Source organism: Microbulbifer sp., assembly GCF_036563125.1.
GTDB lineage: Bacteria > Pseudomonadota > Gammaproteobacteria > Pseudomonadales > Cellvibrionaceae > Microbulbifer.
The window spans coordinates 1-16,391 of sequence record NZ_DATCMV010000120.1; the positions used below are offsets into that span (position 1 = coordinate 1).

The window sequence follows — 16,391 nt, forward strand, 5'->3', positions numbered from 1 at the left end:
TGCGCGCCCAACATATTTTCGATCGGCACCGGTGCAACATATTTGCCCTTGCTGGTTTTGAACAGGTCCTTGGTACGACCGGTAATTCGAAGCCGACCTTTTTCGTCGAGCTCGCCACGGTCTCCAGTATGGAAAAAACCATCTTCAGTCAGACAGGCCCTGGTCTCCTCGGGCATCTTGTAATAGCCCATCATCTGGCCCGGACTTTTCACCAGCACCTCACCGGTGTCATCGATACGGCACTCCACACCATCCAGCGGGGTACCCACATAACCGGGACGCACTTCGCCGATACGGGCGGCGTGGGATGCGGCACAGTTTTCTGTCATCCCGAATACTTCCAGAAGATCAAGCCCGAGCTTGCGATACCAACTGATGATTTCCGCTGACAGCGGCGCAGCACCGGTAAGGCCCACCTGAACGCTATCCAGCCCCAATTCCTGCAGGATTTTCTTCTTCACTTTCGAAGAAAGGAAAGGAATGGAAAACAGTACTTTCTGTTTCGCCGGCGGAATCTTTGCGTTGACCGCCTGGTAGAACTTGGTCCACAACCTCGGCACAGAGAAAAAGCGTGTGGGGCGCGCCCGCTTCAGGTCGATCGGAAAAGTCTCGAGGCTATCGTTGAAAAACAGCTGGAAGCCAAAAAGTAGCGAGGGAATTTCAACCGCGACTCGCTCGGCCACATGGGCCAGCGGCAGGTAGGAAAGCATGCGGTCGCTTTCACTGGGCAACCACAAATTGACCGAACAACCCGCCGGTGCAGTTAGAGAGCGGAAGTTGTGCATCACGCCCTTGGGGCGCCCGGTGGTCCCGGAGGTATAAATAATGGTTGCCAGCGCCTCGCGCCCGCGAAGTGTCACATCCTTCAGTGGCTCAAAGTCCCTGATCAGCTGGTCCCAGTGAACAGAATTCACCTCGCGAACAGCAGGGGACATGGGCAGACAAAGCAGCGGCAGACTCTCTGGCAGCACCGGCGCCAGTTCACTCCAGCTGTCGGTCACACCATCGAGGCGGCCCACAAACAGCAGCTTGGCTTCACTGTGCTCCAGGATATAAGTGCAGGCATCGGCACCCAGGGTCGGGTACAGAGGCACGGGCACGTGCCCGGCCATCCAGATAGCGAGGTCGGCCATGATCCAGTGGGCACTGTTTTTTCCCACTAACGCGATATTGCTGCCCTCAGGCAGGTCCAGGGATTTGAGATAGGCGGCAACCCGCCGCGCCTGCTCCGCCACCTGGCCCCAGGTGTAGGTTTCCACCTCGCCGCCGGCGAGGGGCTGGGTTAGGTAGACCTCATTGGGTTTTTCCTTTTCCCAGCGCAGGACATATTCCAATGGTTCGGCGAACTCGAAGATCTTGCTCATGCACACCTACTCTCATCACACTGTTTTTATTTTCAATCACGCTACCGGTGCCCCTGAAGCCTGTCAATCAGACCTTGGCCGGGGCACCGCGGGTACTGTGCTCCCAAGCAGCCGCCGGTTACAGGCTGCGTGCAATCAGTTCCTTCATAATCTCGTTGGTACCGCCGTAAATACGGCCTGCACGGGAGTCGATATAGGCCTTGGCAATGGGATATTCGAGCATATAGCCATAGCCACCGTGCAGCTGTACACCTTCATCCACCACCCGGCACAACAGTTCCGAGGTCCACAATTTCGCGGCGGCGGCGGCTTCCGGGGCGAGCTTGCCTTCCAATACCTCTTCGATACAGCGATCGACGAACACTTGGCCGATCTCGATCTCGGTTTTCATCTCCGCCAGCTTGAAGCGGGTGTTCTGGTAGTTGGCCACAGGCTGTCCGAACACTTTGCGGTCGCGAGTGTAATCCAGCGTATTTTTCAGTGCCGCGCGGGCGCTGCTGACCGAAAGGATCGCAATGATCAATCGTTCCCAGGAGAGTTCGCGCATCAACTGGATAAAGCCCTGCCCCTCCACCTCACCCAACAGGTTGGACTGGGGGACACGAACGTTTTCGAAATAGAGCTCACAGGTATCCTGTGCTTTCATCCCGACTTTTTTCAGCGGCTGTGCCTTGCTGAAACCGGCGCGGTCCGCCTCCACCAGAATCAGTGAAGTGTCTCTGGAACCCTCACCGCTGTTACCGGTTTTTGCCACGACCACAACAATATCCGCGAGGTAGCCGTTGGTGATAAATATCTTGGAGCCGTTGATGACATAGTCATCCCCGTCTTTTTCCGCGCGGCAAGTAATCGCCTGCAAGTCGGAGCCGGTGCCCGGTTCGCTCATGGCAACCGCGCCGACTGCTTCGCCGGAGGCCATGCGTGGTAGCCACTGCAGCTTCTGCGCCTCGGTGCCAAAGTTGTAGATATAGTTGGCAACAATATCCGAGTGCACGGTAAACCCGGGGCCGGTGGCACCGACGTAGCTCTGCTCTTCCATCAAAACCGTGCTGTAAACGCGATCGCCCCCCATACCGCCGTATTCTTCGGGAATGGTCATACACAGTAGACCGAGCTCACCGGCGCGGTACCAGAGTTCCCGATCCACATGTTGCTGCTCTTCCCAGCGCTCGTGATGGGGCACGACTTCGGTTTCCAGAAACCGCTTGACCATGCGGCGAAATTCTTCGTGTTCCGGTTGGAACAGGGTTCTCGGGATCATATTGACTCCTTACTGCGTCGATCTTGCTTCGGCGTTGATTATTTTTACGCAATTACATTGCGTCGTTTCTGCATCAGCGTCATGGCATCCCAATCAAAGATAGCCATACAATTTCGGCGGATGCGTTTGATCAGCTCTCCGTTCTGCGCAATGGTGTCCTGCAGGAAACCGCTGGCGCAGATATTGAAAATGAGGGGTCCGAACAGGTTGAAGCGATAGTCCTCACAAGCCTCGCGGAACGGGTACTGGGTTCCGCTTTGTTCGAACACCCGGCAGTAGCGTTGCAGCAGTGCCGCTTCGCTATTGTTGCGGGCAACATAGGAAAGGTCGTTGGAAAGCAGGCTGGCCACGTCGTACATTGGATTGCGTACACCGGCGAGCTTCCAGCTGAGCAGGCTGCCGCGGCATGCACCACCGTCGCGCTGGAACAACACATTTTCCAGGCGCGCATCACCGTGACTCAGGGTGAGAATATGTCGTTCATAGCGGTGCCAGTCGGCCACATAGTCAGCAAATTTTTCCACCAGGGCAAAATGTCCCTGTGCCAGCCAGCCGCCGTAGATACTGCGCAGCGCTTCCACCCCAACGCGATAGCGATGGGCAATAAAGCGGGCACTGTCCCGCTGCCGCAGCTGCCACTCGGGGGCCGATGCCGGCGACGTCCGCACAAAGCAGCCGTGCAACTGCGCGAGCTCCTGCAACACGGCCTCGTGTTCCGGCTGGTGCTCATCGGGACTTTCATCAACCGCGTAGCTTTCACCACCACAATCTTCCAGCAGCAGATTGAAATACTGGCCATCGGCGGCCGCAAAAAGCAGCCCCGGGACCCGGCAGGCGTAGTGACTGTTCAGCTCCTGATAGGCAGATGCCTCGCGAGCGAAGGAATGACGAATAAAGTCCTCCCACTGCGGACTGGGCAGCGGGCGGGAAAACTTGGCGAGGATGGTTGCAGGCGCCCCATCACTGCTGTCGGCATAGCGCAGGAACAGACGCACAAGAATGTCGAAATCATTGGCAGACACCGGTTCGCAGGTAAAACCCACAACCACTGGCCACGCCGGATTGCGCAACCGCAGGGCATTGCTCAACCAGGATTCGGTCAGCGCATCCGGCGAAGCCAGTGCGGCGACGCGAGAAGCACAATTGGATTTTTCGAACTCGCCAGTATGCTCTGCGGGAGGGAAGAGGACACCATTTTCTTCCTGCCGCAGCCGCACCCCGGAATCCGTCGCGATCTTCGTGGTCAGTATCTGGCTCATGACATCACCTGACTCATATTCTTCTCGATTCACACTCGTGCACGGCCGCGGTAAACCTATGCCGCGGTCGTACACTCAGCACTGCTGCGGATCAGAAGGATCCGCGCAGGGTGACACCGTAGGTGAGTGGCGCAGAGACATAACCGTTGGCATCACTACCCTGTAGCGGGGAGTTGAAATGCTGGGTTACGTAACGCTCGTCGGTACAGTTCTGACACCAGGCTGCCAGGGTCCAGCCGGACGCTTCAGAACGCACGCCGATATTGGCTGCCACTTCACTCTGGTTGCCGCGCATCAGGTCGTTGGACGTGTTGGTGTACAGCTCGGTGGAGTAGTTGATACCGACCCGGCCAAACAGGCTGAGCGCACTGGACAGCGGTTGATCCACACTCAGCGCCAGATTGCCGGCCCACTCGGGCGCGTGGGCAAATTCCCGGTCTGCGAGAGATCCCAGCACCGGGTCACTGCCAAAGCTGGCGTCGGCAATATGGGTAACGTCCAGGTTGAGGCTGAAGGCATCACTCAGCAGGAACTGGTTTTCCACTTCCAGACCGTAGGCAGTGGCTTCCGGTGCGTTGTCGATGGTGAACTGGGTTCCGATAAACTGCGCGATCTGCAGGTCGCTCATTTCGTTGTAGAACACCGCGACGTTGGTGCGCGCGCGCCCACCGGCGTACTCGCTCTTCAGACCCAGCTCGTAGCCATCAACAAACTCGGATTTGTAGGTGGGGTCCAGCGGAACTGCGCCGGGGACTTCTGCCGGGTTGTTAACCAGGGTGCCGGCAGCGGTGTTATCGATGTTCACCCCACCCGCCTTGTAGCCACGACTGTAAGAAGCGTAGGCCATCATGGCGTCGTCGATCTGGTAACGGGCTGCCAGAGTGCCGCTCACCGCACTGTCTTTGAAGGTATCGTTGTATTCCGGCCCCGGCTGTACGCCGAGCAGGCGGAACACAGCAGTGGGTGCCGGGGAGAAATAGTTACGCTGCATCGCCCCGGCTTTTTCATCCTTGGAGTAGCGCGCACCGACGGTCAGGCCGAATTTTTCGGTCACATCCAGGTTCCAGTGGGTGAAGGCAGCAAAGGTGGTGCTGTCCGCCGGCATATCGATATTACTCCAGATGCCTGCGCTTGCGTCGGCGTAGCCCGCGGGAATCCCAGCAAACCCGAGGTAGAGATCGAAGTAAGTCTGCGCCTGGTCGCCCCACCCCAGTTCATGGTGAGCGGCAATATCTTCCGTGGCATAGTAGACACCGGCTACATAATCGGCGCCGGCGAAGGGACCGAAGCTGTCAATTACACCGTTCAGGGTGAATTCCTGGGAAACCATCTCCGTATTCAGGGACTCATTGATGATCAGGATATTGGCGCCGGTAAAGTCCGCGTCCATGTTCCACTGGGAAATGCTCCAGTCACGATATCCGGTCACCGAGTTGACGGTCTGGCCGGAGGCGAGCTCCCACTGCAGCTTCAGCACTGCACCCTTGTCGGTGATGTTCTGGTCGGTATCACCGCTCAGCACCTGCTCGTAGTCGTCAAAGTTTTCTGAGGGGGCCTGCAGGCCGCGGGCCGGAATCAGTACGTTGCTGATAAACGGCTGCAGCGGGCCGTCAACCACGTCGATCTGGCCGTAACAGCAGTTATTGCTTTCATCAGACCAGTCTGCGATCAGCTGTGCGGAGAAAGTTTCCGACGGTTCATAGAGAAACTGCGCTTTCAGGGCACGGGGCGAGCGCTCGTTGTAGTCACCACCATTGGGATCTTTGATAAAGCCATCCTGCTGCCCCCAAAGCCCGGCAATGCGCACGGCGAAATCGTCGGTCACCGGCATATTGGCGGCGCCGCGGACCATCTGGCGGCCGTAATTGCCGGCGGTCACTTCGTAATCCAGTTCCGACGCATCGGTGGTGGGCGCCACGCTGTTGAGAATCAGCGCACCGGCGGAGGTGTTCTTGCCAAACAGCGTACCCTGAGGGCCGCGCAGGATTTCCAGGCCGCCGATATCCAGCCAGTTCTGCATCGCCTGACCGGCACGGGTGCGGTATACGCCATCGACAAACACACCCACAGCACCCTCGAACGCGCGGCTGTTACCCACGGTACCGATACCGCGAATCATGATGTTGGCACTGTTAGCGGCGCTGTTGGTGACATCAAACTTGATGCTGGAGGAGATCTGCTGGATGTTCGCGACGCTGTCCACCTGGGCCATCGCCAGGTCTTCGGAAGTTGCCGCCGTAACTGCCACCGGCACATCCTGCATGCTCTCGGCACGCCGCTGGGCGGTTACCACGACTTCCTCCAGCTGACGCCCCGCACCATCCTGCGCCACTGCCGGTACAGCCGCGGCAATAGCGGTAGCCAGGGCACTTGCCCGGAGTACGGGATTACCGGAAATACGGGGGGATTTGTTATTCATCGCCATGGGAGATCTCTCCTCGCTCGCTATCTTTATTGGTATGGCGGCGCTGATACGGCCCGGCCGCGCCTTATCCTCACACTGGGTTCAGTTTTTATTGGACTGATTGCAGTATGCGAAGGCGATAACAAAAAAAACTCGTCCATTCCGATGAAATTTCACCCCCAGTCTATCGAGGATGAACCAGGCTGGTGCACGGCCAGCCCGGCGGAACTTGCTCAGTTAATGAGATTCAGCTTGCGCGCGACGGCGACCGCTTCGGTACGGGACTGGGCGTGCAGCTTGGCGTTGATATTGCGGAGGTGGGTGCGCACGGTATTTTCAGAAACGAACATACGCTCGCCGATGGCGCCATTGGAAAGCCCCTCACCCAGCAGGCACAGTACCTGAAACTCCTTGCGGGTGAGTTTTTCCAGGGGTTTGCCATCCGGGGTTTGCGCGGGTGGCGGCATATTGGCAGTAGTAATTCCCGCGTCGCCGGCTAAGGCAGCGCTCGCGGTTAACTCACGCACCAGCTGGCGAAACAGGGCCTGGGGGTCGCGCAGCAACTGGTCCGGATCAAAGGCCACGCCCTGCTGGCTGGCCAGGCGCTGTAGCAGCTGCACCGCCATCTCACCTTCGTCGAGAATCAGGCGCACATAGTGTTCGGAAGCTGCGATGCGCAATACATCGCGCAGTTGCCGCAACGCGGCCTTTTCATTGCCACTACGGTACAGGGCGAGGGCATACAACAGGCGGAGCTTGAGCGCGCGACGCCCGCGCCCCAGGGCCTCGGCCTGACCGATCTGCTCTTTGAGTTGGCGCGCGGCAGTGTCGCTGTCGGCAAAGTGGATTTTCCAGCGCAACTCCGCATCGCCCGGTGTATCCAGGTCGCTACCGAACAGCGACCAGCGCTCGAATTTCTCCCAATCACCGACAGACTGGGCACGCTTCAGCTCATCGCGGGCAGAGTGTTTATCGCCCTCGAGCAGAAAGATCCGGCTGCGCTCGAGACGCGCACTCGCCACCAGCCGCGGCAGTTCGTTGCGGTAACCGAAGTATTCGAGTTCGGTGATGGTCTGGAAGGCGCCGTCGTGATCACCGCGGGCGTAAAGAATTCGCGCGAGATTGCGGTGACCGCAGATCAGGTGATCCGGCACACCCTGCTCCTGCACCAGCGGTACATAGACCTGCAACAGGCGTTCGGCATCGGCAAACTGGCCGCACTCGTACCACACCTCCGACAGCAGCACCGCCGCCATGGCGTTGCCGTTGGTCACCGGGCGACCGTTGCGCTCACTGACTCCGGCGGCAAGGCGAAAGCGCGCGGTCGCCTGCCGCAAGCGCCCCTGCAGCAGTTCGATGGCACCTTCCACACACTGCGCGTAAATATGCGTAAACGGGGTGCAGTCGATCACCTGCAGGCGTCGCCCCTCATCCAGCAGGTCCTGTGCCTCGCGGTAATTGCCTACCACCAGCGCCACGTAGGCGAGGGACGTGCGCAGGATGGCGTGGGGAAACGTCTGCTCCACCGGCAGGCGGTGGATATAGTCGGAGGCGATGCGGTAGGCCTCGTCGTGGCGATCCAGCATCGACAGCAACATGGGCCTGAGTGCCATGCCGTGCAGATGTACCTGGGATTCCGCCGGCGCGCCCTGTTCGTATTCATTCAGCTGTGCCATGGCCTCAGCCGCACCGCGGGTGAACGCGATAGCCCACACGTGTACTACCTGCAGGCCGGGCCACTGCTGCAGTTTGCCAGTGGGAACCAATGACATCAGGCGGGTGAGCAGCAGGCCGCGGCCATCGCCCAGCAAGCGCTCCGCATGCACCGCGAACAGCGGCAGTGCATAGCCCATGTCTCCGGACTTGAGCGCCTGTTCGATGGCAGCCACTACGCGCCCCTGGGCCAGATAGGCTTCCGCCGCGGCGCGATGTAACCCGGGCACCTTTTCCGGATGCCGCTGTTGCAATTGCCCCTGCAGGAAGGCCGAGAACATGCTGTGGTAGCGGAACCAGCGTCCCTCCTCGTCCATGGGCTCCAGCAAAAAACGGTTGCGGGACAGCGCCAGCAGCTTTTCCTGGCTGCCACTGCCCGCGCACACCGCATCGCAAAGTTCGGCGGATAGCTGCGGGAGTATGCTGGTGGAAAGCATAAATTCCCGCAGCTCATCGGGCTGGCGCGCCAGCACCTCCTCCCCGAGATAGTCCGCGACCAGTGCGTTGGAACCGGAGAAACCCGCCACCAGTGCCGCGGGATCGCGGCACTGCTCCAGGGCGAGGTACGCAAGCCACAGCGCCGCAGCCCAACCCTCGGTGGTCTGGTGCAGGGTGGCAATATCCTCCGGGGCGATTTCCAGCCCGCACTCCCGCTGCAGAAACTGCGCGGTTTCCTCGGCGCTGAAGCGCAGGCTGTTGGCATCAATTTCCTGCAGTTGCCCGCGGGCACGCAGACGCGCGAGACCGATATCCGGCTGGGTACGGGAGCCCAGGATCAGGCGCCCGTCAGGAGGGAGGCGTTCCGCCAGCTGGCGAATAAACGCGAGGGCAACACTGTTCTGGAGTACTTCCAGATCGTCGAGAAACAGGGCGAAGGGGCCGGGCAGCGTTTCCACCCGGTCCAGTAGATCCATGGCAGCCGCACCCGGCGCATCGCCACTGTGCTCAGATTCATCGGGGGACAGTTTGTCCAGTGCACGGGCGAGGAAATGCAGCAGGCGCGCGCTATCGTTATCCGCCAGGTCCAGCCGCATCCAGGCGGTGGCAACCCCCTGTTGGCCGAGCTGCTCGAACACCTGCCGCATCAGGGTGGATTTGCCAAAGCCCGCAGGCGCGCGCACCAGGGAAACCCGCGCGCTCTTGTCATGGCCATTGCCGCGGCACAACTGCTCACTGATTGCGGTACGCAATATCTGGAAAGGCGGTGCCTGCGGACAGCACAGCTTGGCGGGTTGCGCCATCACCCGGCGCTGACGGTGCTCAGACGCGGCGGGCGGACGCAGTTGCTCTGGGAGCTTAGCTACGGACTCAATCATCGGCCGGCTTGTATTTATTATGTCGTTTGAAAATAAGTGGGGCGCCCGTACCTGTCAACCGCGATACTGGACGCCTGCGCGAAAACGGGTCACAAAGTGCGGGTTACCCCAACAATTCTGCGCGCGCGCGGATCACGGATCGCGCCTCTTCCATCATCCGCGCCAGCAGCTCCGCGCAGCTGGGAATGTCGTTGATCAGCCCGATTACCTGCCCGGCGGTCCAGATACCGCCCTCGACATCGCCGGCTTCCAGCACCTGCTCGCGCCCTCTTACCCCGGCCACCAGCGGCTGGAGATCGGCGAAGTCCGTGTCTCCCGGGCGCGCTTCGATGGACACCACCTCGGAGGCAATGGAGTTGCGGAATACCCGCGCGGTATTGCGCAGGCTGCGGAAAATCAGGGTGGTCTGGCGCTCATCCGCGTCCACCATGGCCTGCTTCACATTCTGGTGTACCGGCGCCTCCTTGGTGGCCACAAAGCGGGTGCCCATATTCACCCCTTCTGCCCCCAGCATCAGCGCCGCCGCCAGCTGGTAGCCGTTGCCGATACCACCGGAGGCGATCATGGGGATGGACAGTTTCGATGCAGCCACCGGCAGCAATACCAGATTGGTCACATCGTCTTCCCCCGGGTGACCGGCGCATTCAAAACCATCCACGCTCACCGCGTCGCAGCCGACGGTTTCCGCTTTCAATGCGTGGCGCACCGACGTGCACTTGTGGATCACCTTCACCCCGTTTTTACGAAACAGCGGAATAAACTCTTCCGGGTTGCGCCCGGCGGTTTCGATTACCTTAACCCCACCGTCGATAGCGGCCTGCGCGTACTCTGCATAAGGTACCGGCTTGATCGTGGGCAAAATGGTGAGGTTCACGCCGAAAGGCTTATCGGTCATTTCCCGGCAGCGCTGGATTTCCTTGTACAGATCCTCCGGCGTTGGCTGGGTAAGTGCAGTGATAATGCCGAGGCCGCCGGCATTAGACACCGCAGAAGCCAGTTCCGCCCGGCCAACCCACATCATGCCACCCTGAACGATCGGGTATTCGACACCCAGCATTTCTGTAATTCTGGTTTTCATTTTTTGCCCTCCGGCATCAGAAACTTTGCACAAAAGCTAGCGACAGATAATCGGTACGCGTTACGCATTCTTGATTCGGTAATCCAGCCCCATATCCCGCGAGATGATTTCCCGCATCACCTCGCTGGTGCCGGCGTAAATGCGCGAGATGCGCGCATCCGCGTAGCGGCGGGAGATGCGGTACTCATCCATATAACCGGCGCTACCGTGAAACTGCAGGCACTGGTCCACTACCCTGCCCTCCAGTTCCGAGCAGAACAGCTTTACTTTCGCGGCGTCAGCACCGCTGAGCTCGCCCGCATTCTGCGCCTGCACACAACGGTCCACGTACACCTGAGCCACATCGAGTTCGGTACGCATACTGGCAAACTGGAAACGGTTGTTCTGGAAGCTCGCCACCGGATTGCCGAATACCTTACGCTCCTTGGTGAACTCGAGGGTTTCGTCCAGCGCGGCATTGGCATTGGCCAGCGAACAGGTGGCACTCTGCAGACGCTCTTCCGCCAGATTCTGCATCAGGTAATAAAACCCCTTGTCCGGCTCACCCAGTTGATTGGTTTTGGGGATGCACACATTGTCGAAAAACAGTTCTGCGGTGTCCTGGGCTTTCATACCGAGTTTGTCGAGGTTGCGCCCACGACTGAACCCTTCCATGCCGCGCTCCACCAGAAACAATCCCACACCGTGTTTGGCGTCGCTGGTACGCGCCGCCACCACAAACAGGTCGCCGATGATGCCGTTGGAGATATAGGTCTTGGCGCCATTCAAACGCCAGTGATCGCCGCAATCCACCGCGCGGGTTTTCATCGCCGCGAGATCGGAGCCGGTGTCCGGCTCGGTCATGGCAATACCCAGAATGGTTTCACCGTTGATGCAACCGGGGTAAAAGCGGTCTTTCTGCTCTTCCGATGCCAGGTTGCCGAGGTAGCGGCCGACGAGGCGGTTGTGGGTGGGAATGAAAATATCCCCGCAGCCGGCGCGATACAGTTCCTCGATCAGCACCTGCTCGTAGCGGAAATCCTCCAGGCCGAGGCCACCAAAGCGCTCTTCCGCCCACATGAACAGGAAGCCGTTCTCCCCCGCCTTGCGGAAGATCTCCCGATCCACCACGCCCTGCTGCCGCCACTCCTCCATATGGGGAACCGCTTCCGCCTGCAGGAACTTCCGCACGGAATCCCGGAACATCTCATGTTCGCTCTCCAAGGGTCTCACTATCACCGCACTCGCCTCCTGTCGTTGTATTTCGGATACCGGTCGCGGCATCGCCGTCGATCCAGTCCCGATTCCGGTTGCCCGTCTGCCACCGTTTCAAGCAGCATACACACACTTACTTGCTTGTGACAAGTTTGTTTGTTGGGTAGACTGGCGGCATTGCAGCAAACCGGCGCGTGAATGAGCGACAATAGGCGCCCACCCCGGAGCACCAATCACAGGACGGCCCCAATGAGCAGCCCCACCGCTAACAGACGATCGCGTATGACCCAGGCGGAGCGCAGCGCCCAGTCAGACAGCCAGATGTTTGACGCCGCCATTCGCCTGATCGTCGACCAGGGGCCACAGCGGGCCACCCTCGCAGAAATTGGCACCAGCGCCGGCTACAGCCGCGGCCTCGCCGCCTATCGCTACAAGACCAAAGATGTTTTTTATTCCGCACTGATCGAACACCTGCACCATTTGTGGTGTGAGGAGCTGGACAGGTCCACCGCCGATACCAGCGGCTTTGACACCATCATTGCGGCGGTCACCGCCCTGCAAAATTTTGTGCGCTCCAATCCCGATCACCTGCGAGCCATGTACAAGCTCTACTACCACACCATCGACCACCATTCGGAAATCACGCAGAAACTGCAGGAAATCCACCATAACCAACGCAAACAGGCGGTGCGCTGGATTGTAGAGTGCGCGGAATTTTCCGGCAGCGCACTCTCCCCTGAGGCATTTGCGGAACAATACTGCGCACTGATTTTTGGTGGTATTTACCAGTGGCTGGTGAGCCCGGAACAAATCGATCTGGACCAATTGCTAGAACACAGCAAATCCAGCCTGCGGATGATTGCCGGCGGATAATGCCCAACATTGCCCGCCCCAAAAAATAAAGACCGAAACTAAATAACGGGAATAAAACGGGAAGAACGCGGTGATGACGGAAACAATCAGCAAGAAAGAACTGAAACAGAATTCTTTCGACTATGTCATTGTCGGCGGCGGTTCCGCCGGATGCGTACTGGCCAATCGCCTGAGCGCCGACGGCCGCTTCAGTGTGTGCCTGCTGGAAGCGGGACCACCGGACGACAGCCTGCTGATCCGAATGCCAATTGGTATCGGCTTCCTCGTGGCCGGTGACAAGTACAACCTGCCCCACCACACCACGCCACAAAAACATCTCAATAACCGCAGCCTCTTTTGGCCCAGGGGCAAAACCCTGGGCGGCTGCAGCTCCATCAATGCCATGGTGTATATCCGCGGTAATCCCGGCGACTACGACGACTGGGAAAAGGCCGGCAACCCGGGCTGGAGCTGGAATAATCTGCTGCCGTATTTCCTGAAATCCGAGGGCAACCAGCGCGGTCGCAGCCCGCTGCACAATGACACGGGCCCGCTGTCGGTCTCCGATTTGCGCTACAAAACCCGTGCCGGCGCTGCCTTCGTGGACGCAGCCATCAGTGCCGGACACCAGTCCAACAAGGACTTCAACGGACCCAGCCAGTTCGGCTTCGGTTTTTATCAGGTTACCCAGCGCGATGGCCGCCGCTGTTCCGCCGCCACTGCCTACCTGCGCCCGGCAGAGGTGCGCGATAACCTCACCGTGCTGACCAATGCACGGGTAGCCAGGGTGTTATTACGCAACACATCGGCAACCGGGGTGCAGTTACTGGATGGAAGACAAGTGTACGCCCACCGCGAGGTCATCCTGTGCGGCGGTGCACTGCAATCGCCGCAGCTGCTGCAACTCTCAGGGATCGGCAACCAGCAGCAGTTGCAATCACTGAATATTGAATCGAAAGTCCATTTGCCTGGTGTCGGCGAAAACCTGCAAGACCATCTCGACGTGACCCAAGTAGTGAAGGTGAATCGCCCGATCACTTTTTCCAATTCCCTGTGGCCTACCCTTAAGGCCGCCGCCAGCATGCCAGATTTTCTGTGGCGCAACCGCGGCCAGCTCACCAGCAATGGTGCCGAAGCCGGGGGCTTCTCCCGTTCGACCTTCGCACGTGGCTATGCAGACCTGCAGTTCCACCTCACCTCCGCACCGCTGTTCGATCACGGCCGCGAGCGCCCGGGCGGATACGGCTACTCACTCCACGTCTGCGGCCTGCGCCCGCTGAGCCGAGGCAGCGTACGCCTGCGCTCCGCCAATCCCGCCGACCTGCCACTGGTCGATGCCAATTATCTCGACGAGCAGGAAGACCTCGAGGTATTGATTGAAGGCGTGGAACAGGCGCGGGAAATTATCGAACAGCCGCCGCTACAGCAGTATCACAAGGACTGGTGGTTACCGACCTCACGGCCCAACAGCCGCAAAGAAATTGAAGCGTTTATTCGCCAGCATGCAGAGAGCGTGTACCACCCGGTAGGCAGTTGTCGCATGGGGAGTGATGAACTGGCGGTAGTTGACGGCACACTGCGTGTGCACGGCGTGGAGGGATTGCGCGTGGTGGATGCATCGGTGATGCCTAATATTGTCAGCGGCAACACCAATGCACCCGTCATTGCGATCGCAGAACGCGCCGCAGATTTGATTCTGGGCGCGGACCAGGCAGTTAAAAGCAATGGGGTGGAATCAATGCAAAGATCAAGTCAGGCGCTTGCCGAATAGCGTCAGCATTTCCTGCCAGGCACGCTCTGCCTGAGGCTGGTTGTACGCCATGGAATCTGGCGGACACCAGCCATGCATCGCGCCCTCGTAAACTTCCACAGTGGCATCCAGCCCTGCGGCATCAAACGCTTTGCGTAACTCCACCTTCGCCTCTGGCTGGCGCTCATCGTCGTTTTCGGCGATAGCCACGAGAAACCCGGCCTTGATCTCGGGAATCAGCCGATGCGGACTGTCCGGCGCTTCGGTAACCAGGCCACCTCCGTGAAATGAGGCACCGGCACCAAAGCGTTCGGGCATTGCCGCAGCTAGGCGGAAGGTATAGGAGCCGGTCATGCAGTAGCCGGCTGTGCCCGCCTTTTTCGCCGGATCCACCGCCGCCTGTTTATCCAGGAATGCGATAAACGCTTTGCCGTCGGTCACGCAGGTCTGCGGTGACAGGGTGCCGGCGAGCTCCCGCCCCTTGGGGAAAATCTTTTCGCGCAATTCCGGGCCGATGATTTTTGCATCGTCCGGTACCAGCTGACCGTGCATATTGCGGTAGTAGGGATTCACCACCAGCACAGCGTAACCGGACTGTGCCAGGCGCTTGCCCATCTGGCGAACCGCCGGGCGTATACCGAAGATATCTGGCCACATGATCACCGCTGGGTGGCGCCCTTCGGCGGGGTGCACAAAATAGCAGTCGGCCTCGCCGTCCGGGGTCGGCACCGTGACATTGCTCTCCACCAGACTCACCCCACCTTCCACCTCAGCCACCGCGGACCAGGGCAGTGCGGAGGCGAGTGCGGTACCAATACCCGCACCGATGCCAAGACGTCCAAAAGTCCGGCGACTTACCCCCTTGCCGGCCCCCTGCTGCAGAAAGTAAGCCTCGGCGTCTTTACTGTTCAGTTCGTCACACATTACCCTCGCCCTCCAAGTTCGCGAAAATTGATTTACCTGGTTTCGTACAGGTTTATGTTGCAGCCAATGATAATAGTCCGTAAGTGACGGCAGCGGCCAGCGAACCAATGCCCACAATTACAATAAACCAATCACAAAAAAGAGTTGTTTAAACCCAATGACAAATTGGTCTTTGTTCGTTTCAGCGCTGGTACTGGCCGGGCTTTCGGCGGCGCCGGTATCTGCCGCTGGCGCCAATACCGGTGTAGCTGTCCCCGCCAATGCGGCAGAACTGCAATATACGGGCCGTATCGATTTCGGTGATAAACACGCACCCGTTCTGAGCTGGCCGGGCAGCAGCGTGCGGGCAAATTTTACCGGCACCGAGCTTCACATAACCCTGGACGACGCCACCGGCTCGAATTTCTACAATGTGATTGTCGACGGCAATACCGCACATCCGTTTGTGCTGCTGGCCAACAAGGGCGAGCACAGCTATGAAATTTCCCGAGTGCTGCCGCCAGGTGAGCACACGGTGGAAATCTACAAGCGCACCGAAGGTGAGTACGGAGCGACAAAATTCAGGGGGCTTACGTTGTCAGGCTCCGGCAAGCTACTGCCTGCAAGCGCGAGACCCAAGCGGCGCATGGAAATCTTTGGCGACTCCATCAGCTGCGGCATGGGCAACGAGGGCGCGGACAACAGCCGCGACGATCTGCCCTCGGAACAGAACCACTACTGGACTTACGGCGCGGTGGCCGCGCGCACACTGGATGCCGAACTGCACACCATCTGCCGAAGTGGAATCGGCATCATGGTGAGCTGGTTCCCCTATACCATGTCAGCGTATTACGACCAATTGAGTGGCGTTGGCGACAATGACAGCCGCTGGGATTTCCAGCGCTGGACGCCGGACGTTGTGGTGATCAACCTGTTCCAGAACGACAGTTGGCTGGTAGACAGTAAACAGCGCCTGCAGCCGGTACCCGACGATCAGCAGCGGATCGACGCCTACGTCGATTTTGTTCGCGATATCCGCACCCGCTACCCCGACGCCAATATTATCTGCGCCCTCGGCAGCATGGATGCCACTGCCAACAATAAATGGCCGGATTACATTCGCAAAGCCGTAGCACAGATACAGAAACAGACCGGGGATACAAAGCTGCACACGCTGTTTTTCGACTATACCGGTTACGCCCAGCACCCGAGGGTGGCCCAGCACATCGCCAACGGAGAAAAACTGGCGGCGTTTGTGCGCGAAAAGATGGGTTGGCAGGACGGGCATTAATTGCCC

11 protein-coding genes are annotated in these 16,391 nt (G+C 59.3%); 3 read left to right on the forward strand and 8 right to left on the reverse strand.

The window, feature by feature from the left end; genetic code table 11:
* The 7 genes from VIL80_RS09880 to VIL80_RS09910 form a co-directional block, all read right to left on the reverse strand.
* The coding region (locus VIL80_RS09880; RefSeq protein WP_332035946.1) for an AMP-binding protein at positions 1-1,364 on the reverse strand (1,364 nt) is incomplete at its 3' end.
* Positions 1,365-1,482: 118 nt separating this feature from the next.
* A complete protein-coding gene (locus VIL80_RS09885) occupies positions 1,483-2,625 on the reverse strand; it encodes an acyl-CoA dehydrogenase family protein (RefSeq protein ID WP_332035947.1) in 1,143 nt (380 codons plus the stop codon).
* Between the two features lie 44 nt (positions 2,626-2,669).
* On the reverse strand, positions 2,670-3,884 hold the full coding sequence (locus VIL80_RS09890) for a phosphotransferase family protein (RefSeq protein ID WP_332035948.1): 1,215 nt from the start codon (positions 3,882-3,884) through the stop codon (positions 2,670-2,672).
* 91 nt (positions 3,885-3,975) lie between these two features.
* Positions 3,976-6,309, reverse strand: a complete 2,334-nt coding sequence (locus tag VIL80_RS09895; protein ID WP_332035949.1) for a TonB-dependent receptor — start codon at positions 6,307-6,309, stop codon at positions 3,976-3,978.
* 212 nt (positions 6,310-6,521) lie between these two features.
* The gene (locus VIL80_RS09900) at positions 6,522-9,317 is read right to left on the reverse strand and encodes a winged helix-turn-helix domain-containing protein (RefSeq protein WP_332035950.1); all 2,796 of its coding nucleotides are present in this window, start codon (positions 9,315-9,317) and stop codon (positions 6,522-6,524) included.
* 103 nt (positions 9,318-9,420) lie between these two features.
* A complete protein-coding gene (locus tag VIL80_RS09905) occupies positions 9,421-10,395 on the reverse strand; it encodes an NAD(P)H-dependent flavin oxidoreductase (RefSeq protein ID WP_332035951.1) in 975 nt (324 codons plus the stop codon).
* Between the two features lie 60 nt (positions 10,396-10,455).
* Complete coding sequence (locus VIL80_RS09910) at positions 10,456-11,613, reverse strand: acyl-CoA dehydrogenase family protein (protein ID WP_332035952.1); 1,158 nt, start codon at positions 11,611-11,613, stop codon at positions 10,456-10,458.
* Positions 11,614-11,838: 225 nt separating this feature from the next.
* Here VIL80_RS09910 and VIL80_RS09915 point away from each other — a divergent pair, with 225 nt between their 5' ends.
* Together VIL80_RS09915 and VIL80_RS09920 are read left to right on the forward strand one after the other, a co-directional pair.
* Positions 11,839-12,462 (forward strand): TetR/AcrR family transcriptional regulator, encoded by a 624-nt coding sequence (locus VIL80_RS09915; RefSeq protein ID WP_332035953.1) that lies wholly within the window; start codon positions 11,839-11,841, stop codon positions 12,460-12,462.
* Between the two features lie 73 nt (positions 12,463-12,535).
* On the forward strand, positions 12,536-14,212 hold the full coding sequence (locus VIL80_RS09920) for a GMC family oxidoreductase (RefSeq protein WP_332035954.1): 1,677 nt from the start codon (positions 12,536-12,538) through the stop codon (positions 14,210-14,212).
* Here VIL80_RS09920 and VIL80_RS09925 read toward each other — a convergent pair.
* Positions 14,189-15,115, reverse strand: a complete 927-nt coding sequence (locus VIL80_RS09925; RefSeq protein WP_332035955.1) for a dienelactone hydrolase family protein — start codon at positions 15,113-15,115, stop codon at positions 14,189-14,191. The two genes, VIL80_RS09920 and VIL80_RS09925, sit on opposite strands and share 24 nt — an antisense overlap.
* Before the next feature lie 157 nt (positions 15,116-15,272).
* Here VIL80_RS09925 and VIL80_RS09930 point away from each other — a divergent pair, with 157 nt between their 5' ends.
* A complete protein-coding gene (locus tag VIL80_RS09930; RefSeq protein ID WP_332035956.1) occupies positions 15,273-16,385 on the forward strand; it encodes an SGNH/GDSL hydrolase family protein in 1,113 nt (370 codons plus the stop codon).
* Positions 16,386-16,391 lie beyond the last annotated feature (6 nt).